Raw genomic sequence first — 19,184 nt, forward strand, 5'->3', positions numbered from 1 at the left:
CCGTCGACGTTATCGAACGAACGGCTGACTCTGCTTCCGGGCCCCAATTAGTGGCGCGAGCATGACACGATCGACACGTGGCAGACGTGGCAGATTGGATTTGGTGGCTCATAGCGGCGGTAATCCTCGTCCTCGCAGAGCTGTTCACCGGCACCTTCGTGCTGTTGATGCTGGGCACCGGCGCGCTCGCCGCATCGATCGCGGGCCTGGCCGGCGCGCCCGGATGGGTCATGGTGCTGGTCTTCGCCGCGGTGTCGGCGCTCTCGCTCTGGCTGCTCCGCCCCTGGATCAACCGGCGCTTCTCCAAAGGCAAAGAGATGGGTTTGTCGGTCATTGAAGGAGCCGACGTGCTTGTCGTCGAGAGAGTCGACCGCGAGCACGGTATGGTCAAGATCGAGGGAGAGCTCTGGCGCGCGCGACCCTACGATGTGGGGCAAACTTATGAGCCCGGTGAGCGGGTCCGTGTGGTCAAAGTGGACGGCGCAACCGCGCTCGTATGGAGGGATTGATGAACGAACTCCTGCTGATCGTGGTCGGGGCGATAGCCCTGATCATTGTGATCACGCTGGTCAAGATGGTCAAAATCGTGCCGCAGCAACGCAATGACGTTGTCGAGCGGCTCGGTAAGTACAACCGCACGCTGACACCCGGCCTGAACATCCTGGTGCCATTCATCGACCAGGTGCGCACGAAGGTGGACCTGCGCGAGCAGGTGCAAAGCTTCCCCCCGCAACCGGTGATCACCTCCGACAACCTCGTGGTCTCCATCGACACGGTGCTGTATTACAAGGTGGTCGAGCCGGTGCGGGCCACGTACGAAATCGCCAACTTCATTCAGGCGATCGAACAGCTCACGGTCACCACCCTGCGTAACGTCATCGGCTCGATGGACCTGGAGCGCTCGCTCACCAGCCGTGACGTGGTCAACAGCCAGCTCGCCTCGGTGCTCGACGAGAACACCGGCCGCTGGGGCATCAAGGTGACCCGGGTGGAAATCAAGGCGATCGAGCCGCCGCCGAGCATCCGCGACGCGATGGAAAAGCAGATGCGGGCCGAGCGGGACAGGCGCGCCGCGATCCTCAACGCCGAAGGTGTGAAGCAGTCGCAGATCCTCACCGCCGAAGGTGAGAAGCAGGCCGCCGTGCTGCGCGCCGACGGTGACCGGCAGGCTCGCATCCTGCAAGCCGAAGGTCAGGCCAAGGCGATCAAGCTCGTGGTCGATGCCATCCACGTGTCCGAGCCGGACAACAAGGTCATGGCTTGGCAGTACCTGCAAGCGCTGCCGCAGATCGCGGCGGGCGCCTCGAACAAGCTGTGGATCATCCCGGCTGAGGTGACCAAGCTGCTGGAAGGCATCTCCAACCGGTTCGGCGATCTAAGTGAGTCACCGGAAGCCGTCGCAAAGGCGAAGGTGGCCGGAGACGAAGCCGAGCGCGAGGTGGCCCGGATGTCCGAGGCCGCCGCCAAAGCGGTACGCGAGATCGAATCAGAGGCCGAGCGGACACCGCCTCCGGCGGCCGCGCCGTAATTCGCTTTAAGTCGCGGGCCGGTGGCATGTTGCCGCCGGCCCGCTTCGCGTCCTGGCAAGATGCTCGCGTGGAGCTGATCACCGACCCGGCCGACGAGCGGATCGCCGACTATCGCGCCCTGACCGACGTCGAGTTGCGCACCCGATGGGAGCCACCGCACGGCCTGTTCATCGCCGAGGGCGAGCTCGTTTTGCGGCGGGCTCTTCGCGCTGGGTACCGGCCGCGGTCCTTTCTCGTTGAGGCGAAACGGGCCGGGCAGATCGCCGACCTGTCCGGGGCGCCGACCTACGGTGCTTCGGCGCAGGTGCTGCAGGAGATCACCGGCTTCAATGTGCACCGTGGGGTGCTTGCCAGCTTCCACCGCCAGCCACTGCCCCCGGCCTCGGAAGTGCTCGCCGCCGCCCGCCGCGTGGTGATCCTCGAAGACGTGAACAACCACACCAATCTCGGCGCCATCTTCCGGGGCGTGGCGGCGCTTGGCGTCGACGCCGTGCTGCTCTCCCCGACCTGCGCCGACCCGCTCTACCGGCGCAGTGTGCGGGTCAGCATGGGCGAGGTCTTCGCCATCCCCTACGTCCCGCTAGCCGAGTGGCCCCAGGGTCTCCAGCTCGTCCGCGACGCGGGCTACACGGTCCTCGCCATGACGCCGGGCCCGCAAAGCGTGCCCCTACAGGAACTCACCGCCGCGCAGCGGCTGCGGCCCGCGCTGCTCCTGGGCGCGGAAGGCCCCGGCCTGACCCCAGCCGCCCTCGCCGCCGCCGACGTCCACGTGCGCATCCCCATGCGCCGCGGCGTCGACTCCCTCAACGTCGCCGCCGCCACCGCCGTCGCCTGCTGGGAACTCACCCGCACCGATCCGCTCTAGCCGCTGGCTCCGGCGTGCGTCAGCTTCCTGCTAGCGCGAGCTGGTAGGGCGTCTTGGTGGGTAAAGTGCGATCATGTTCCCGACCGTGCGTGAGGTGATGGCGCTGGACTCCATGCGAGTCGGCGAACCTCGGCTGGTGGCGGGGGAGCGCGGGCTCGATCGGCCGGTGCGCTGGGTGCACTCGGCAGAGGTACCAGACATAGCAAGCTTGTTAAAGGGCCGGGAGCTGGTCTTGACCACGGGTGTGGCGCTGCCCGCGGAAGACGCGGGGATCCGAGCGTTCATCCAGGATCTCGTTGATGTCGGGGTTTCGGGGCTGGTCGTCGAATTGGGGCGGCGATATTCGGCCTCGGTCCCGCGGGTGATGGTGGCGGCCGCGGAGAAGCTGGGGCTGCCGCTGATCGAGCTGCGCCGGCCGACGCCGTTCGTGCCGATCACCGAGGCGGTGCATGCGCTCATCGTCGACTCCCAGCTGACCGAGCTGCGTGCCACCGAGGAGATCCACCAGCGGTTCACCGAGCTGAGCGTCGAAGGCGCGGAACCGACCGAGGTCGTGCACCAAGCCGCCCAGCTGAGCGGATGCCCGGTGGTGCTGGAAAACCTGGCCCGCCAGGTGCTCGCCTTCGACACCGCAGGCGACCGGGCCGCGCTGCTGCTGGACAACTGGGAGCAGCACTCCCGTCGCATTCAAACCAAGGGCCGCACCGGGTACGACCCGGATGCCGGCTGGCTCGGCACCATGGTTGGCGCGCGCGGGCACGACTGGGGCCGCCTGCTGCTGCGCTTCGACGGCGCTCAGCCGCCGACCCGGCTCGTCATCGTGCTTGAACGCGCCGCCTCCACCCTCGCGCTGGGCCGGCTCATCCAGCGCGATGCGGAAGGCCTGGAACGCCAACTGCACGGCACCCTGCTTTCGGCCCTGCTCGAGCACACCCTGCCCGTCGACGAGGTGGCTCTGCGCGCACGAGCCCTCGGCATCACCCTGGAACGGCGCCGCCTGGTCGGTGTCGCGTTCCGGCTGCGCGGCGACGAACCCATGGAACCCGACAGGCTGCGCGACCTTTCCGAGGCGGTCAGCCATGCCGTCCGCGAGTCCGCACTGGATGGTTTGACCAGTCCCCTCAACGGTTCCGCCGTCGGCGCTCTGGTGGCGGTCAAACCCGGCTTGGACGAATCCGCCGCGCTGGGGGAGCTGGCCGCATCCCTGCGCCGCCATACAAAACTAGCCCTCATCGTGGCCGCCGGGTCCGGAGTGGACAGTCTGCGCGAGGCGCGCCGCTCCCTCATCGAAGCCCGCCAGGTCGCCGAAGCCGCCCGCCACGACCCCGCCTCCGCCATCTCTGTGCACCGCCTGCCCAACGTCGGGCTGGCCGGCCTGCTCTACCTCCTGCGCGACGAACCGCGACTGCAAACCTTCGTCGAACGCCAACTCGGGCCTCTGCTCCAACACGACGCCCAGCACCCGCGCGAGCCGCTGCTGCCCACTTTGCGCGTCTATCTGGATTCCGGGCGAAACAAGTCCACCGCCGCGATGTCCGCGCACATGTCCCGGCCGGCCTTCTATGATCGGCTCGCTCGTATCAACAGAATCCTGGGCGTCGACCTGGAATCGGTGCAGGTGTGCCTTTCGTTGCATGTGGCTTTGGTGGCGCTAGACGCGATGCGCAACGCCTAACTCCTTCACCAACTCGAGAACCGTTGCCGCACAACCCCAGGAGAGCGTCACGCCAGCGCCGCCGTGACCGTAGTTGTGGATGATGTTGCCTTCTTCTTCAAGGCGCACTTCCTTTCTTGAAGGTCGGACGCCGACCCGATTCTCGATCACCTTGGCTTCGGCCAGGCGGGGTTCGATCCGGGCGCAGCGTTTGACAATCTCGCGGGCTACCTCAGGGTCAGGCTCCAGACTGCCGCTGTCCCTCGAGGTACAACCTCCGAGTACGACATGGTCGCCCTGCGGTAGCCAATAGAGAAGGTCCTCTTCACGTTCCTCGCAATCCTGGAAGAAAGTCGTGAGACCGGGATTATTGACCACCACGAGCTGTCCCCTGGCGGGCATGATGAGATCATCGCCGCACAGTTCGCGGGCACCCACTCCTGTGCAATTGATCACGATGCGATCCCTCGCCAGGTCATGCAGCGAATCAATCTTCCGTAGCTGAACTTCCACTCCTACGCGGGCCAAACGAGCGGCCAGGTAGTCGAGATACACCGGCATGTCCAAGATGGGCATCTCATACCACCAGCCCACGAGATATCCTCCTGGAAGCTCGTTTTGGTGACATAGCCGAAATGAGTTGAGCTTTTCTGTCCAATTCGGAGCGGCCGTTGGCACACGCGAAGCGTCAATGCCCCCGACGATTCGCACGCCGGTGTGGTCCTGGTTTGCCAACTCCGCGAGGATCGCAAGAGTGACCTCGCTCCACTCAGTTGCTCGCTCATGATTGACGAGATAGGGGGACCAGCACGCCCCCGCCGCTGCTGAGGTGGTTTGTCTTGGCGGCATCGCGGAGGAGATCTCCACCTCGATTCCCGCCTCGGCGAGGACGACGGCGGTGGTCATGCCGGAGACGCCGGCGCCAACTACTGACACTGGCTGGTCACTGTTGCCCATCTGTCTAGGCTAACGTCAAGGTCGATCTGACGGAGGAACGTCACTCGGATGGTTGCGCAGGTGCTTGTAGCACCAAGCCATCATTGGTAGACCTATACGATATTCATTCGTCTGGAGTACGCGAATGATACTGATCGGCGAGGTCCACACCGGATTGCTACGCAACTCGACGGCCCTGACCGCGGGTGCCTCAGCGACGTTGCTCGGGTTCAAGCCTGGGTCGCCTGCGCAATATGGCGAGCGGCCGGTGCGCTTCGCGCGGTCACCGGAGCTGCTGACCGGGGTGGACTGTGCCCTCGCCAGCATAGGGGCCGTCCCGCGCGGGATTGGCACGGTCGGGTCCCGAGCATCCGTTATAGGTGGGCAGATTCTGCTTAGCTCCTCGTATGCCACGATCACCCCCTCAGGGGCGAGCCGAAGGCTGACCTGGTCACACTATCTCTCCCGTCCCGGCGTGATCGAAGTACTCGGGCGAGTGCAGGCACGAGCTTTGTGCTCCGGATTTCTGCGAGCCGCCATTCCGCCACCCACATTGGATCTGGGTGCGGTTAATGCCCGAATTATCAGAGAAGTGCAGACGCGTCCCGGGCTCAACCGCCGATCTGCATTCCGGGCACAGTCGACACGCCTTCGCTGGGCGGCCATCGCGGATTCAGCCGAGACGGGAAACGTTGTCTTTGCACTGCGGCGCAATGGGCTGCGCACCGTTGAGCTCCACTGTGGTGGCGAAGAACCGGCGGAGCTGATCGCGCTCTGCGAAGACCTTGCGCTGCACGATTGGCTTCTCAGCACGCTCCTGAAACTGATTGACCACAGCATGATCGGCGCAGCACCGCGTCGTGAGGCAATCGCACGTCTGATCCCAGCCATGGATTTCATACTCCACCTTTGGATGCCGGGAGTGCGCCTAGGCGAGCAAGCTAAAGCTTTCTGGCGAGCGCTGGATCAGCAAGCTGCGCTGTCGAAGCAGTGGCAGGCGTCGGTCGATCGAGTTCGTGATCAGTTTTCCATGGCGACCATCACTCGACTGCTGGCGTCCCACTCCTTCGACCATAGTTGAGGTGCGAATGTCCGGGCTTTCCCAACAGCAATTGGCACGCAGGTTACTCGTCACAGTGGCCGGAGGTTCGGTCGCATTCGTCTTTGCCACCTTGGTTTCCCAGACCTATGCGTATTCGATAGCGGCATCGGTCTTTGTAGGCGGGGTGCTGTTCATTTCCGTGTACCTGGTGGAGGTCGAACAGCGCCTGGCCCAGCTCGAGTCCGGGCTCAGGGACGGGTTCACCGGGATAAATGAGGCAACGGAGCTTTTTGGGCGGCTCGAGGCGTCCAAGTTGCGTACGGACACGATGACCCAGCTGGTAGTGCACTCCACCAAGATCCACGCCGAGACCCATCGGTTGGCATTCAAGTTCGCCCAAGCCGAGATCAGTCGCCTCGCGAAGACGCTTAAGGAGCTCAGTCAAGGTAGCGACGTGCCTTATGAAGGGGAGGATCGCGACTGGATGCTGGGGCTGACCGCCAATGCGGAGATCTCGATTGACGCCATAAGCCTGACGACGATGGACGCTGGAATTGATGGTGGCCTATGGATGTCGGATCTTGGCCAGCGCTACCTCCAAGCACAGCTGGACGCGGTTCGGCGAAAGGTGCGGATCCGGCGGATCTTCGTCACCGATCGATCGGCAGCCACGGATTCGCGGGAGTTTCTGGAAAAGACCGGGTTCTACGCCATCTACAAGATGCACATGAACATCGGGATAGATGTCAGGGTTCTGGACGCGTCGGACGCGCCGGGAACTCGCGCGCACACCATGTTCGACTTCATCGTCTTCGATGGGTCCATCAGCTATGAGTCGACGCCGGCCGCCGTGAACACCTCCAAGACCCAGCCCATTATCATCAACACACGCTTGATACAGGACGAGGAAAGAGTCAATGAGCGGGTTCAGCGCTTCGAGGAGCTTTGGAGCGCCGCCCAACTGATCGATCTTCGATAGTGAGCTCCCACGGTTCTTGAGGGGCAAAGACATAGCCGATTCGCTCAACGACAGTGCCTGCGAGCCGCAGCTTGTCGCCTTTTGCCTGACTGGCGAGCTGCGTCGCGGCGGCGCCGTCGACCGCAATCTGGCTTAGCACCGTCCTTACCGCGTCTTCTATAGGCAAGAAGCGCTCGGCAATTACCGACAGCGTGCTGTATGCACTGAACGGCGAGGCGTTGTGATTCAGTTTGATCACGCCGGGTAAGGCCTGCCAGCTCGTGGGCCAGGGCGCCGACCACTGCTGCGGCTGGAGCAAAGGCAGACCGTTGGCGCGCAACAGGCCCAGCCTTGCCAGTTGCCAGACGGCCGCAAGGAATGGGCACGAGTAGACGCGGCCGCCCTCTTGATCGTTCCACAGTTCGACATCAATAAAGATCGAATGCCGGTTGGCCGCGCTTTCCGACGGTGGCTGCCATCGTCGCGGTTTCATGGCTACCGCCGGACCGGAGGGCGAGCGTCTGCCGTTAGAAAGCCAACCGCTCGCCGCAGCCGCAGGGCGGGCACCGTTGCTGGAAGGATGCGGCTCGGCCACGATCTGAGCCGCCACTAGCTCTGCGATGGCAACACCGGACTCCACGGCGCAGCTCGATTCGCGCGCGAGATAGTCGATTGTGAGACCAGCGTCGTCGGCCGCGGCTAGCACCATAGGAATGATCTCCGCAGGCGAGCTGTCCGGTGAGAAGTAGTCATCGATCAGGTAGCAGGTGCTGATCCTAGGGCGATCGGCACCGGAACTGTTCGCGCACCACCGCACAGCCTGCTCTACCCAAGGCGCCACACCTGTGAATCGTTGCCGGACGGTCGCCTGGCCAGACTCGAGGTCTTCCATGTAGAGATGTCCCACCTCGACCGATAGGTGGGACATAGGTACAGAACGGGTTTTACTTTCGCCGGTGGCTTCGATAAAGGCGGCGGTCGGCTCGGTCAAATCGTGATCCAGTCGTCGGTAAGCCCTTTCGCCAGGGCTTCAAAGGATTCTACGGTGGCGGGATTGGCTATCTCGCGAAGCATTGTGTCGGAGTCGGTGATGAGTTGCTCCCGCCATTGCAGCACTGGGTCCAGCGGCACGCTTCCGAGTGTGACGAGGCGGCCAATGCCCAGATTTCCAGCGAGCTGATTGAGATCCCGGTCCATCTGGCGCAACCAGGTGATCTGAGCGGCCCGAAGGCCAGCAAGCTGTTCTGACGAGGGGTTGACCACCACCGTGCGAACGAAGCGAATCGCCGACTGGAGCTCATCGTGGTCGTGTCCGAAGCCTTTGCCGAGATCGAGGATGCCACCGACGCCGAGCGCGAGGCCGTGCGCCGCAATCACGTGCTGCCGGGTCCACCGATGGAATACGAGCCAGCGCGTTGGGATCGATCGGAGCTCATCGCGCGCAGTAACCCGCAATGCGAGCTCCGTCGCAAAGGAGCGCCCAGCGCTCAGGTCCATCAGGACAATGTCATAGCTGTCATTGAGCTGTACCAGGAGGTCGACGCAGCGATCCACTGATTCATCGTCGACTACGAATTCGCTGCCGCCTTCATCTCCCGGAAGCAGCACCAGCTCACCTGCGCCGCTTGGGCGGCCACAGAGGCTAGTCCTCTCCGACTCCGCCCACACGTCGATGCGTTGCGGCTCATCGATGGCGCCCTGAATGTACCTATGCAGGCCACCATCCTTGGTCCCACGCTGCACCGTGTGGATGCCAAAGATCGCTCCGGCGGTCGGCGCGCCGAAGTCAAAGTCGAGATAGCAGACATCACTGCCTTGAAGCGCTCTCCGGTAGACGATGTTGCTGCTGGTCACCGTCCGCCCTGTGCCGCCTTTGTCGGATGTAGCGAAAACTAGCATGTCATCACCTTGCCCAGGTAGAGTCCTCGCGGGCTGCCGCCAGGGTATCGAGCTCTAGCAACACGCTGGAAACAAGGGCATGGGCCGACGCGGGTCTTTTGCTCAAGATCGTCTTGGCTCGTTGCAGGTTGGCATTCACGCTCTGGATCGTGCGCCGCATGGAGGGTCCTGCATTGTCGGCGCCGATAAGGAACTCCTGGTCCAATAGGTGTTCAGCCTCGCTGATCATGTCGCGGGTTAAGTTGTAGAGCGTGTCGCTGCGTAGCGGCTCGTTTGCCACCAGACCAGCGGCGAGCACAAGACTCTCGACTACGCGCACGGTCATCTGCCATGACGGCTGATCGTAGGTCCGGGTCAGCGTCGAATACGCCAGCGATGGCTGGTCCCATAGCGTTTTGGTGTTTCCGTCCTTCATCCGGCGCAGGTCAAGGTGATCCCAGAGGGAGTTCATCAGCGTGAGCACGTCGCTATAAAGATCAGTGTCCTTCAACATTGTGGCTAGTCGGGCGCTGCGTTTGAGAAGCACGGCCGCATAGTCTTGCACCGGCCAAATGAGGTGAGGGCCGATCGCCTCGCCGGAAACCACCAGCGGCAGTTGGAAGCCGGGATCATGCAGTTTCTGCAAAGCCTGATCGTCTTCGGTGGGCCGTCTCGTGATCCGGCCTCGGTTGGCCAGCTCGGACAGGAGTGTTCCCATGCGACTCAGGTCCAGGTCATCGGCCCGCACCTCGACGAGGTTACGCATCGCTACACCGGCCACCAGAACGGACAGATAATCAGACTCGATCTCATCGGTCGCTCGCCATGGAATGTCTTCGAGCGGCCATTGCGCTGGACCGAAGTCAGCCAAGACCGCCCAGTACTCCTGGGTGAGATCCCATCGGATCTGTAAGGCTCGAGCCAACCGTTGCTGATCCTCGTCGAGGAGACTGGCGCGCCTGGTGCGCTCAGTAAACAGGTCGGCGATAGCGTCAAGCGCAACCATCGTAAAGTACAAGTAAGGTTCGTCTGAGGCCACACCATCGCGTTGTTGGCTTAGGTCGAAGAACGGCACGCGTTCGGCGTCTCTGATCACGCCCCACGACCAGCCACACTCAAACAGCAGGTTGGGGCTGTCGAGGTCTCCGCCCTTGCTTTGACCGGAGCCTATCTGGATCTCATCGCGGAGACCGGCAATGACGTCGCGCAGCTCATGACGTAGATCGTGTACTACCCGTCGCTCGGGAAGGCCGGCCTGATTCACTGACCGCAGTAGTGCCTGCCCCATTCTGCTCGTTTCCTCGAAAGTATTGATCGTGAAACTGCGAAGCAGGCCTACCATCGCGGCCGTGAGGCGACGGCCGGCTCTCTCCTCCAGCTGCCTGAGGCTCGACAGATGCTCCTCGCGCTTCACCGAACGCTGGAGGCTGCGGGCGAAGCTGATCGTCGCCAGCATCAGGGTGACTGAGGCCGCGAAGGACTCCACCACATCGAGCTCAAGCTGGGCCTGCGTTGGCGGCGAGTCTGGGTCGCGAGACAGGAAGTGGCTTCCGCCCGAGAACAGCGGAGTACCGTCATCCGCAGTGTATCTGTCGAGATACTCATGAAGGACTTGGACGATCAGCAACGGGATCTTTTGCGCGCCGCCTAGGTTCGCCAGCGCCTCAAGTGTCGCCTCCTCGGTGCGGTCAGGATTGCCTAGGCCGAAGGAGCTGATCTCCGTTGCCGGGAACATTAAGCACAACAGCTGCTGCGCATCACTGACCGAATTAGATTCGAAACGGCCGCCCCATGTCCACTTGTTGTCGTTGTATGAGGTAGTCGCCACGCCGCGCCAGATCTCAAGCAGGTGAAGCCGTGGCCGGACTCTCATGTGTGGACCGCCCATTTCATGCCGAAGGTCAGCCGAGAGCGGCCCGACCGGTCGCTAACAACATGCCGTCGAATCCCTTGCGGAATTCATGCATCTTGGCGATGTCGACGACCGAATTGATCTGCGCCGCCACCTCTTCGAGGCAATTCTTCACGTCAACGTCGTCTATCGCAACAGCCGGAAAGTCAACGGTCTCGACCGTGTATCCTTCAGAGCCGCGCATGAATGCGATCGCGAACGGTGCGCTGCGGCGAAGAGATCCAATAAATGACTTTACTGCGTGCAGAAACTCGGCGAAGTCGTTGCTGAGCGACTCTGCGACGAAGAACATCGTGCCGACATGGTATCGGCACGACGGAAGATCGAAGAGGCTGCCTCTTTTGACGACGGTATTGTGGAGCAGCCGCCGCTTGTAGTCGCCGAGCTCCTGGTAAACCGTCTCATAGGTGAGAACATCCCAGAACTGCTGCCACGAGCGATCTGGTTTAAGTCGTTGGCGTTGTAGCCAGTCGACATTGCTCCGCGAGATGTCGAGCATCGTGATCTCTGAACAAAACGGGAGCATCGACAGCGCGGGATAGAGATTCGGCCCGCTGCCCGCATCAATGCCATGCGCACCAGGCTGAATATCGGCTTGCGTAAAGAAATCTCGCACCAGTTCGAGGATTGCGCGATCATCCGGCCGAATCTTGGAGTAGTGGAGGCCCTTGTACGCATCCGGGGTAAAGGCATCCCAACGAGCGTCCGCATTGCGCATATTGCCGGATTTGAGACGGCTCTTGATGGGCGCGGTCATCGGTACTCCCACAGCAATCAACGACCCCTTCAGTGGTAAACAACGGTAGCGTCTTTCCGTTGGGCTTGGATCCGGTGATATTAGACCTGACGCGGAGCATAGTGAAGCCAGTTCCAAACTCGACAACGTCGCGCGACCGCGCTCGATGTTGTTGTAGGAGAGTCGCAAATCAAAGTTTGCCGAAAGTTATCAATTTCAGAGGTCGTCGGAGCTGCCCGCCGAGGATGGTTTTGCAGCTGGTTTGTCCGAGACCAGCGGCAGGATCTCGTAGTCCCTTGCAAAATTGCGCTGCCATAATTCTTCGAGAATCAGCGCGGCTTCGTGCGAGACTTCGCGACCATTGCTATCTGTCAGGGGCCTGGTACTCCAGAGGCATTTGGACAGCATTCCAGTTGCGTCCCATGTTTTGAGGATGACGACTCCAGCCCTAACGTCGCGATATCCTTCAGTGAATCCGGGTGCGACGACGACAAGCGGTGGTTCATCTCCATTCTTCGGAATCTCCACCATAATGAGCCTGTCTTTGCGCAAGGCGACCTCGGTGAAGGCCTCGTAGGGCTCGCCCGCAGATTCATCGACTATCATGACTTCAATGGAGTTCGGCGTAGTGCTGTCCTGGAAGCGATATACGAAATGACGCCAAAGATATTTGTCATCCTTGCGGGTTAGGTAGTAGTAATGCCATGATCGGCGTATTGGCGACAAGCTATTTTCCTCAGAGCGCATACCTGCCTTGGAGAAATCCGCCATCATCTTTCGAATCATCGCGAGCGTGTCTCGCCCTTCAGTAGCGGCGAAGTAGATGCTAATGGCGGCACCTATCACGCCACCGCCAACGGCGGTCAGCGTGCCGGCGACCATCTGATTAGTTGCCGAATTTCCGTTGGTCTGGACGTAGAAGCCCAGGGCGGTTATCGCCGCGCCAAGAGTGCCGACCATCCACAGTGGCGCGGAGCCAATGGAGCGTCTTCTATCGGCCATGATCCCTCCGCGCCAGGGTGAACCTCTATTGTGAGGGATAGATCTTCAACTGGACAGAGTTGCGACGGCTGATGCGAAGAGGTGTGATCCCTTGTTAGAGTCCGCGCCGGTTCGCAATGCCGATGTCCGTTGGGACGACTTCGATCCCGAGCGGTACTTCAGGGAGAACTACCGCGAGCTTCGCGACGATGATCGTCAAATTCTGGCTCTGCTGAGCCAACACTTCGCGTCGACGAGCAAACGAAGGCCGCGTTACGCGCATGGCGTCGATGTAGGAACGGGTTCCAATCTCTACCCCACGTTGGCCATGCTTCCGTTCTGTTCGGAGATCACGTTGATCGAACGTTCGGCGGCAGGCATCCAGTGGTTGTCGCGCGAAACTGGCTCCGCACATAAAGATTGGGATCCTTTTTGGCATCTACTTGAGAGTTACCCGCGGTACGCGACCGTGGAACCTTGGTCGGAAGTCGCGCTCAAGACGACGATCGTTCAGGCTGATGTACTAAAGCCGATGCCGGGCAGTTGGGATCTGGGCACGATGATGTTCGTGGCCGAGTCCATCACCGGTGACATGAGTGAATTCCGCCTGGCAATCAAGAACTTTCTGGGATCGCTGAAGCCTGGTGCCCCGTTCGCGATGGCGTTCATGGCCGGGTCGGAGGGCTATTCAGTGGCGGATAAGTGGTTTCCGTCAGTGCCAGTGGGAAGGCGTGACGTTGCCGAGGCAATTGCGGAAGCCGTTGATGCCGAGCTTGTCGATATTCCGATCCCTGACGAAGGCCCGCTAAGGGAAGGTTACGAGGGAATGATCCTCGCTCTTGGGACCAAGGCGCTCACATAGTCGGTGTCGCGCGGCAGTAGGCGTACAGGTGGGTTTGTGGTTCCGTGTCTGGGGTGGCCGGCTCCCAGTGCTCGGAGTGGAATTCCACAACCGTGAACCCGTGCCTGGGCAGGAGTTCCTGGAGTTCGTCGCGGGGAAAGGCCGTGAGTGGCACCGGGACCCCGAGGAATTCGCGCATGAGGTAGTCGGTGTCGCCTTCGACCATGCCCACCGTGAAAAGGCCGTCGTGGCCTAGGACGCTGCGGATGGAGTCGAGGGCTTTGCCGATTTCGGTGCGGCGCAGCATGAGCAGGGAGAAGAAGGCGGTGGCGCCGTCGAAGCGGCCTTGGGCGGGGTGCAGGCCGCCGAGGTCGAACAGGTCGCGTTCGACGAAGATGCCGGTGGGGACGTTTTTGCGGGCCAGTTCGAGCATGACCGGTGAGGTGTCGACGCCGACGACGGTGCAGCCGGCGGCGGCGAGCTGGCCGGCGGTGGGCAGGCCCGAGCCGCAGCCGACGTCGAGCACGGCGCGGTCGCCGTGGAGGTGGGAGAGTAGCCAGCTTCCGGCGGCGACCTGTCCCGGTTTGTCGGAGAAGGCCTCGTCGTAGGTGGCACCGATGGCGTCGAAGGCTCTGCTGGCCATACTAAGATCATGCGACAAGTTGTCACAGCGTGTGCGCAGAATGGTCGCCGTGACGATGATCGCGGTGAGCGAGGGCGCGTGGCAGCGCCTTGATGATCGGGGGCGGCCGGAAGGCGACCCGGTCGTCGCGAGCGATCTTGCGAGCGCCGTGGCGAAGCTGGAGGCCACGCTGCGGCCGCGGTGGCTGTGGGCGGGCGCGGAGCAGGTCTACGCGGCTCTGCTGGAGGCGGGGGTGCGGCTGCGCCGGTGTCACGATCTGGAGCTGGTGGAGGCGCTGCTGCTGGCCGCCGAGGGCGACTACGGGGCGCCTCGGTCGGTGGCCGCGGCGCACGCCAGGCTGACCGGGCGGCCAGTGCCGGTGGATCAGCCGGTGCGTCAGGCTGACCCGCCGGGTCTGGGCCAGGCCACCCTCTTTGGCGAGACCGCGCAAGAAATTGATCTTTCAGTGCTTTCTATCGTGTACCAAAACCAAGCCGCCAGAATGGCGAAGTTGCCAGACCCGGGCCGGTTCCGGCTGCTGGCCGCGGGAGAGTCGGCGGCAGCGCTGATCGCGGTGGAGATGGGGCGCGAGGGTTTGCCCTGGAGCGCTCACGTGCATGATGAGATCCTCGTCGATCTGCTGGGCACCCCGGTGGGTGGCGTCCCGCGGCGGCTCGCCGAGCTGTCGAGCCGGATCGCGGCGGCGCTCGACGCGCCCGGCCTGCATCCGGACTCGCCCGCCGAGCTGCGCAGGGCACTTCGCCGGGTGGGCATCGAGGTGCCCAACACCCGGTCCTGGACGCTGAAACAGGTGGATCACCCGGCTATGCCGTTGCTCGTGGAATATCGCGAGCTGTATCGCATCTGGACAGCCCACGGCTGGTCGTGGCGGGAGCAGTGGGTGCAGCAGGGCCGGTTCCACCCGGCTTACGTGCCCGGGGGTGTGGTGTCGGGCCGGTGGGCGACCCGTGGCGGGGGCGCGTTGCAGATCCCCAAGGCGGTGCGAGGAGCGGTGCGGGCCGATCCGGGCTGGAAGCTGATTGTGGCCGACGCCGGTCAGCTGGAGCCGCGCATCCTGGCGGCCGTTTCGCGCGATCAGGGGCTGGAGAGAGCGGCGGCCGGGGGCGACCTCTACGCGGCCCTGGCGAGCGAGTCGTTCGGCGGCGACCGGGCCAAGGCCAAGGTGGCGCTGCTCGGTGCCATGTATGGGCAGACCGGTGGGGCGGCGGCGCCCGCGCTGGCGGCGTTGCGGGGCAGCTATCCGCAGGCGTGGGCATATGTGGAAAGCGCCGCCCGCACAGGTGAGAACGGAGGCCTGGTGCGCTCGTGGCTGGGCCGCACCTGTCCACCGTCCACTTTGGAGTCGAGCTGGGCCGATGAGGGTGCGTCGGGCCGCGCGCGGGGCCGGTTCACGCGCAATTTTGTCATCCAGGCGACGGCGGCGGAATGGGCGGGCACCCTGCTCGCCCTGACCCGGGACGCGTTGTGGGAGAGCGCCGCGCGCATGGTGTTCTTTCAGCACGACGAGGTGATCGTGCACAGCCCCGAGCACGAGGCGCAGGTCGTGGTGAGCGCGCTGCACGCCGCGGCAAACAGGACCGGGGAGCTGCTTTTCGGCAACTCCCCGGTGCGTTTCCCGCTCAACGTGGCGGTGGTGGACTCCTACGCGGAGGCTAAGTGATGATCTTCGCCTCGCGCAGCCTGTCCAGCAGCGCGGGCGTGAGCAGTCCGGCACCGGCGGCCAGGGCAATGAGGGTGAAGGCGACGCTGAGCACCCGCGTCTCGATCTTGCTGCCGGCCTCGATGGAGATGGCGTCGGGTAGCCCGATCATGCGCCACATCCGTTTGCCGGTCGGGATGGGCCAAAGGATGGGCACCCCGGCGCGGGTGATGATGTCGCCCATCAGGTGCACGAAGCAGCCGACACCCACCGCGATGCCGATCATCTCGTAGCCGCGGCTCTGGGTCGGCAGGAAGGTGTAGGCGAAAAGCGCCACCCCGGCGGAGCAGAGCGTCACCAGGACCCATCCGGCGCGCTTGGCCCAGTGGTGGAACAGGCCGCGCAGAGCGAGGCCGAACATGAAGAACAGGATGCCGATCACGGCCCAGCGGCCGTAGTTGGAGCAGAGCCAGGTGGCCCCGACTCCCATGAGCAAGGCGAAGGGAATCGTGTGGGTCAGGGTGCGGTGGCCGTTCTCCCGATCGGGATCGTTCTTCATCTTGGTGACGCGATAGACACCCAGCGATAGCTTCTCGATCACTTCGGCTAGGAAGAGCGAGAAGACGCCGAAGCTGCGCGAGACGGTCGAGCCCCCCTGGTAGCGGGTGACCTTTCCGGACATGTCCATGTCAGGGAGCAGGGCGCCGCCGGCGCAGACCGCCGCGCCGATGGCGATGGTGGTTGCCGACTGGCCGTAGTCGAAGGCTTCGGCGGCAACCCAGGATCCGGCAAGCCACACCGCCGCGCCAGAAAGCGCATGCGAGGGACCCATCATGAGAATTTCCTCCCCAATGACAAATGAGACAGATGTTCTAGCGCGACACTGTGTCAAAAGGAGGGACCGTGTGCAATCGGCTGGTCCGCCTTTCCACTACGGACAGTTGAACGGGTCGATTGGTGACGAGTAGAGTACCGCGCGTGATGCGCCATGATTGACCAACATCGCGATGGCATGAATGCAATCGTCATCAATTTGGCCAGGCGCAGTCAGTTACTGGTGGAGCAGCAGTTACGTCTTCTCGACGATATGGAACGGGAGGAGCGCGATCCAGATCGCCTGGCCGCGCTGTTTCGCCTGGACCATTTGGCCGCCCGGATGCGACGTAACGACGAGAATCTATTGGTGCTGGCGGGGGGCCAGGCGCGGCGCAAACCGGGAGTTGGCATGTCGCTGGACGCGCTTGTGCTTGCGGCACTGTCGGAAATTGAGCAGTACCAGCGAATCCGGGTCGAGGTGGACAGCACGGTCAGGGTGGGCGGCCAGGCGACTGGCGATCTGGTACACCTTCTGGCCGAGCTTTTCGACAACGCCGCCGCCTTCTCGCCGCCAGATTCGCCGGTGCGGGTGCTGTCCACAGCCCACGGTGGCGGGGTGACCATCGAGATCAGCGACGAGGGGATCGGGCTGAGCCCGGTCGCGCTCACCGAGGCCAACCAGCTACTGGGGACACCGCCCGACCTCAACCTCGACTCCAGCGAAAGGATGGGCTTGGTGGTGGTGAGTCATCTGGCCGCTCGGCATCGGGTTAGGGTTCAGCTTCGTTCCGGGCACGCCGGCACGAGTGCCTACGTACGGGTCCCGGACGATCTGTTGATAGACGAGGGAGCCTTGGCATGACAGCGGTGTTGAGTAAGCCGGCACAGGATCTCAACTGGCTCGTCAACGGGTTCGCCGGGCGGGTTCCCGAGGTGCAGCACGCCATGGTGGCCTCCTCGGACGGCATGCCGGTGGCGATCTCCGAGGGCGTGTCGCGGGAGCTGGCGGATCAGCTCGCGGCCGTAACGTCCGGCCTGCTCGGGGTGGCGGCGGTGGTGGCGACCCTGGCCGACGCCGACGAGGTGCGCCAGGCGGTGATCGAGATGGGCCGCGGTTACTTCATCGCCATGACGGTTCGCGACGGTTCGGTCTTCGCCGTGCTCGCCAGCGGGCAAGCCGATCTCGGCGTGGTCGGCTTCGAGATGGCCCGGCTGGTCAAGCAGGCCGGCGAAATCCTCACTCCCGCATTGCGAGCCGAGCTGCAGCAGGCATTGCCGCGCTGAGCAGCGTGCTACGGCGGGGGAAGTGTTACTGGCGCTGGGCTTGGGCGATGGCTTGCGCGATCAGCGTGTGCAGGCCCGCGGCCACGGCCGGTGACATCTCTCCTTCTTCGGCCATGTCCGAGACCTCCTTGCGGAGATCCTCCAGCTTGTTGATCATGTCTTTGGGGCGGTTGCGGCGGTCGCGTTCGGCGATGTCGTTGATCCGGTCGCGCAGGTTCTCGACGCGGTCACGGCTGATCTCGCCGGAGATGGCGGCAAGGTCGACCGCGCGGCGCATCAGCGTGAGCGCCTCGTTGATGCTCGCCGGCGCCTGGGTCGCGTTCAGGGTCGGCGGGGGAACAGCTGCCGCCGTTGGGGATTTGGTGGGGTTGAGGGGCTGGGCCCCGTTGCCGCCGCCGGACTGCAGGAACGCGGCGGCCAGAAACACCATGCCCAGCGCGATCAGCAGCACCACCAATGTCAGCGCGGCGGCCAGGTGCGGGGAGCGGCGGCGTGCCGGAGCCGGGACCGGCGTCAGGTCGTACATCCGGGTGGACCGCTCGGGCACCTTGGCGCTTCCGGCCAGGAAGCCCCGGTTGGCGATGAGGGTGGGCGATGACGGCCGGGTCACCGCGGCAGCGGACACCGCGGCGGTGACATCGCCACCGGCGTCGCCGAACTCCGCCGCGAGCTGGGCGGCGGCGGGACGCTGCGCCGGATCGAGCGCCAAGGCGGCAAGGATTTGCTTACTGGGTACCGGTTTTGGCAGCGGCGCGGGTGGTTTGCGCTCGACCGAGGCGGCCTGTTCCCAGGTCTCGATCGGCCAGGGCAGCCGGCCGGTGGACATCTCGTAAACCAGCACGCCAAGACTGAAGATGTCGGCGCTCGGGTCGGGCACGGCCTGCTTTAGCCGCTCCGGCGGCGCGTAGGCGGGCGTTCCGGAGATCCAATCAGGACTGCCGGGCCGTCCTCGGATGGCGGCTATCCCGAAGTCGAGGATTTTGGCGCCGGTGGGGGTGAGCATCACGTTGGCGGGCTTGATGTCCTGGTGCACGACGCCCTGAGCGTGCGCGGCGGCCAGCGCCGAGGCGATCTGGCCGGCGATGGTGGCCACCCGCTCCCACGGCATCGGGCCGTCGCTGTGCATCGCCTGCGCCAGCGTCTGCCCGGTGAGCAACTCCATCACGAGGAACGGGACCACATGGCCGTCGTCGAAGGTCAGCTCACCGTAGTCGTGCACGGCGGTGATGTGCGGGTGGGCCAGCTTCGCGGCCGCCTGCGCCTCGCGCCGTGCTCCGGCGCGCAACTGCGGATCCTGTGCCAGCCGGCCGTCGAGCGTCTTGACCGCCACCGACCGGCCGAGGACCAGGTCGGTCGCCAGCCAGACCTGCGCCATCCCGCCGGCGCCTATGGGCTCGGCGAGCTGGTAACGATCATGCAGTCGCATGCCGGGGGTCAAGGCGGCCATCGCGTACACCGTATCCCAGCGCT

At 63.8% G+C, this 19,184-nt stretch carries 19 protein-coding genes; 10 read left to right on the forward strand and 9 right to left on the reverse strand.

Going from position 1 to position 19,184, the window contains the following annotated elements:
* Positions 1 to 77 precede the first annotated feature (77 nt).
* The 4 genes from Rhe02_RS26485 to Rhe02_RS26500 all read left to right on the forward strand — a co-directional run bounded on the left by Rhe02_RS26485 (position 78) and on the right by Rhe02_RS26500 (position 4,069).
* Positions 78 to 509, forward strand: coding sequence for an NfeD family protein (locus Rhe02_RS26485; protein WP_239124068.1), 432 nt, complete (start codon positions 78 to 80; stop codon positions 507 to 509).
* Positions 509 to 1,528, forward strand: coding sequence for an SPFH domain-containing protein (locus tag Rhe02_RS26490; RefSeq protein WP_203911070.1), 1,020 nt, complete (start codon positions 509 to 511; stop codon positions 1,526 to 1,528). The genes Rhe02_RS26485 and Rhe02_RS26490 overlap by 1 nt, the downstream gene beginning before the upstream one ends.
* Positions 1,529 to 1,554: 26 nt before the next feature.
* Positions 1,555 to 2,394 carry a TrmH family RNA methyltransferase gene (locus Rhe02_RS26495; protein WP_203911071.1) on the forward strand — a complete coding sequence of 280 codons (840 nt, stop codon included), beginning with the start codon at positions 1,555 to 1,557 and terminating at the stop codon, positions 2,392 to 2,394.
* 73 nt (positions 2,395 to 2,467) lie between these two features.
* A complete protein-coding gene (locus Rhe02_RS26500) occupies positions 2,468 to 4,069 on the forward strand; it encodes a PucR family transcriptional regulator (RefSeq protein ID WP_203911072.1) in 1,602 nt (533 codons plus the stop codon).
* On the opposite strand, the gene Rhe02_RS26505 is transcribed toward Rhe02_RS26500, so the two are convergent.
* Complete coding sequence (locus tag Rhe02_RS26505) at positions 4,046 to 5,005, reverse strand: FAD-dependent oxidoreductase (RefSeq protein WP_203911073.1); 960 nt, start codon at positions 5,003 to 5,005, stop codon at positions 4,046 to 4,048. The genes Rhe02_RS26500 and Rhe02_RS26505 overlap by 24 nt on opposite strands.
* 124 nt (positions 5,006 to 5,129) lie before the next feature.
* Here Rhe02_RS26505 and Rhe02_RS50030 point away from each other — a divergent pair, with 124 nt between their 5' ends.
* Together Rhe02_RS50030 and Rhe02_RS26515 are read left to right on the forward strand one after the other, a co-directional pair.
* Positions 5,130 to 6,065 carry an SCO2521 family protein gene (locus tag Rhe02_RS50030; protein ID WP_239124069.1) on the forward strand — a complete coding sequence of 312 codons (936 nt, stop codon included), beginning with the start codon at positions 5,130 to 5,132 and terminating at the stop codon, positions 6,063 to 6,065.
* A gap of 1 nt (position 6,066) precedes the next feature.
* Positions 6,067 to 7,005 carry a phosphatidylserine/phosphatidylglycerophosphate/cardiolipin synthase family protein gene (locus tag Rhe02_RS26515; protein ID WP_203911075.1) on the forward strand — a complete coding sequence of 313 codons (939 nt, stop codon included), beginning with the start codon at positions 6,067 to 6,069 and terminating at the stop codon, positions 7,003 to 7,005.
* Here Rhe02_RS26515 and Rhe02_RS26520 read toward each other — a convergent pair.
* The 5 genes from Rhe02_RS26520 to Rhe02_RS26540 all read right to left on the reverse strand — a co-directional run bounded on the left by Rhe02_RS26520 (position 6,941) and on the right by Rhe02_RS26540 (position 12,512).
* On the reverse strand, positions 6,941 to 7,975 hold the full coding sequence (locus Rhe02_RS26520; RefSeq protein WP_203911076.1) for an SCO2522 family protein: 1,035 nt from the start codon (positions 7,973 to 7,975) through the stop codon (positions 6,941 to 6,943). The genes Rhe02_RS26515 and Rhe02_RS26520 overlap by 65 nt on opposite strands.
* The gene (locus Rhe02_RS26525; protein WP_203911077.1) at positions 7,972 to 8,883 is read right to left on the reverse strand and encodes an SCO2523 family variant P-loop protein; all 912 of its coding nucleotides are present in this window, start codon (positions 8,881 to 8,883) and stop codon (positions 7,972 to 7,974) included. Before Rhe02_RS26525 ends, Rhe02_RS26520 begins: the two co-directional genes overlap by 4 nt.
* 4 nt (positions 8,884 to 8,887) lie before the next feature.
* Positions 8,888 to 10,735, reverse strand: a complete 1,848-nt coding sequence (locus Rhe02_RS26530; RefSeq protein WP_203911078.1) for an SCO2524 family protein — start codon at positions 10,733 to 10,735, stop codon at positions 8,888 to 8,890.
* 28 nt (positions 10,736 to 10,763) lie between these two features.
* Positions 10,764 to 11,531 carry an SCO2525 family SAM-dependent methyltransferase gene (locus Rhe02_RS26535; protein WP_203911079.1) on the reverse strand — a complete coding sequence of 256 codons (768 nt, stop codon included), beginning with the start codon at positions 11,529 to 11,531 and terminating at the stop codon, positions 10,764 to 10,766.
* 195 nt (positions 11,532 to 11,726) lie between these two features.
* Positions 11,727 to 12,512, reverse strand: coding sequence for a hypothetical protein (locus Rhe02_RS26540; RefSeq protein WP_203911080.1), 786 nt, complete (start codon positions 12,510 to 12,512; stop codon positions 11,727 to 11,729).
* Between the two features lie 91 nt (positions 12,513 to 12,603).
* On the opposite strand from Rhe02_RS26540, the gene Rhe02_RS26545 reads away from it, so the two are divergent.
* Positions 12,604 to 13,353 (forward strand): SCO2525 family SAM-dependent methyltransferase, encoded by a 750-nt coding sequence (locus tag Rhe02_RS26545; protein ID WP_203911081.1) that lies wholly within the window; start codon positions 12,604 to 12,606, stop codon positions 13,351 to 13,353.
* On the opposite strand, the gene Rhe02_RS26550 is transcribed toward Rhe02_RS26545, so the two are convergent.
* Entirely contained in the window at positions 13,346 to 13,975 is a 630-nt protein-coding gene (locus Rhe02_RS26550; protein ID WP_203911082.1) for a class I SAM-dependent DNA methyltransferase, read from the reverse strand. The two genes, Rhe02_RS26545 and Rhe02_RS26550, sit on opposite strands and share 8 nt — an antisense overlap.
* A gap of 40 nt (positions 13,976 to 14,015) precedes the next feature.
* Between Rhe02_RS26550 and Rhe02_RS26555 the strand changes: the two genes are divergently transcribed.
* A complete protein-coding gene (locus Rhe02_RS26555) occupies positions 14,016 to 15,635 on the forward strand; it encodes a bifunctional 3'-5' exonuclease/DNA polymerase (protein ID WP_373320706.1) in 1,620 nt (539 codons plus the stop codon).
* On the opposite strand, the gene Rhe02_RS26560 is transcribed toward Rhe02_RS26555, so the two are convergent.
* Positions 15,628 to 16,449, reverse strand: a complete 822-nt coding sequence (locus tag Rhe02_RS26560) for a metal-dependent hydrolase (protein ID WP_203911084.1) — start codon at positions 16,447 to 16,449, stop codon at positions 15,628 to 15,630. The genes Rhe02_RS26555 and Rhe02_RS26560 overlap by 8 nt on opposite strands.
* Positions 16,450 to 16,626: 177 nt before the next feature.
* On the opposite strand from Rhe02_RS26560, the gene Rhe02_RS26565 reads away from it, so the two are divergent.
* Positions 16,627 to 17,292, forward strand: coding sequence for a sensor histidine kinase (locus Rhe02_RS26565; RefSeq protein WP_203911085.1), 666 nt, complete (start codon positions 16,627 to 16,629; stop codon positions 17,290 to 17,292).
* Positions 17,289 to 17,714: a roadblock/LC7 domain-containing protein gene (locus Rhe02_RS26570; RefSeq protein WP_275412648.1), complete on the forward strand. Its 426-nt coding sequence runs from the start codon at positions 17,289 to 17,291 to the stop codon at positions 17,712 to 17,714. Before Rhe02_RS26565 ends, Rhe02_RS26570 begins: the two co-directional genes overlap by 4 nt.
* 25 nt (positions 17,715 to 17,739) lie before the next feature.
* Here the strand turns inward: Rhe02_RS26570 and Rhe02_RS26575 are convergent, their stop codons facing one another.
* A complete protein-coding gene (locus Rhe02_RS26575) occupies positions 17,740 to 19,161 on the reverse strand; it encodes a serine/threonine-protein kinase (RefSeq protein WP_203911086.1) in 1,422 nt (473 codons plus the stop codon).
* Positions 19,162 to 19,184 lie beyond the last annotated feature (23 nt).

This window comes from Rhizocola hellebori (assembly GCF_016862955.1).
In the GTDB taxonomy this organism is placed as follows: domain Bacteria; phylum Actinomycetota; class Actinomycetes; order Mycobacteriales; family Micromonosporaceae; genus Rhizocola; species Rhizocola hellebori.

Bases quoted from the DNA above. Each gene is read 5' to 3' on its own strand.
- Rhe02_RS26490 (WP_203911070.1), top strand. From the start codon at position 509: ATGAACGAACTCCTGCTGATCGTGGTCGGGGCGATAGCCCTGATCATT.
- Rhe02_RS26495 (WP_203911071.1), top strand. From the start codon at position 1,555: ATGTTGCCGCCGGCCCGCTTCGCGTCCTGGCAAGATGCTCGCGTGGAG.
- Rhe02_RS26500 (WP_203911072.1), top strand. From the start codon at position 2,468: ATGTTCCCGACCGTGCGTGAGGTGATGGCGCTGGACTCCATGCGAGTC.
- Rhe02_RS26505 (WP_203911073.1), bottom strand. From the start codon at position 5,005: ATGGGCAACAGTGACCAGCCAGTGTCAGTAGTTGGCGCCGGCGTCTCC.
- Rhe02_RS50030 (WP_239124069.1), top strand. From the start codon at position 5,130: ATGATACTGATCGGCGAGGTCCACACCGGATTGCTACGCAACTCGACG.
- Rhe02_RS26525 (WP_203911077.1), bottom strand. From the start codon at position 8,883: ATGCTAGTTTTCGCTACATCCGACAAAGGCGGCACAGGGCGGACGGTG.
- Rhe02_RS26530 (WP_203911078.1), bottom strand. From the start codon at position 10,735: ATGAGAGTCCGGCCACGGCTTCACCTGCTTGAGATCTGGCGCGGCGTG.
- Rhe02_RS26535 (WP_203911079.1), bottom strand. From the start codon at position 11,531: ATGACCGCGCCCATCAAGAGCCGTCTCAAATCCGGCAATATGCGCAAT.
- Rhe02_RS26540 (WP_203911080.1), bottom strand. From the start codon at position 12,512: ATGGCCGATAGAAGACGCTCCATTGGCTCCGCGCCACTGTGGATGGTC.
- Rhe02_RS26550 (WP_203911082.1), bottom strand. From the start codon at position 13,975: ATGGCCAGCAGAGCCTTCGACGCCATCGGTGCCACCTACGACGAGGCC.
- Rhe02_RS26555 (WP_373320706.1), top strand. From the start codon at position 14,016: ATGGTCGCCGTGACGATGATCGCGGTGAGCGAGGGCGCGTGGCAGCGC.
- Rhe02_RS26560 (WP_203911084.1), bottom strand. From the start codon at position 16,449: ATGATGGGTCCCTCGCATGCGCTTTCTGGCGCGGCGGTGTGGCTTGCC.
- Rhe02_RS26565 (WP_203911085.1), top strand. From the start codon at position 16,627: ATGAATGCAATCGTCATCAATTTGGCCAGGCGCAGTCAGTTACTGGTG.
- Rhe02_RS26570 (WP_275412648.1), top strand. From the start codon at position 17,289: ATGACAGCGGTGTTGAGTAAGCCGGCACAGGATCTCAACTGGCTCGTC.
- Rhe02_RS26575 (WP_203911086.1), bottom strand. From the start codon at position 19,161: ATGGCCGCCTTGACCCCCGGCATGCGACTGCATGATCGTTACCAGCTC.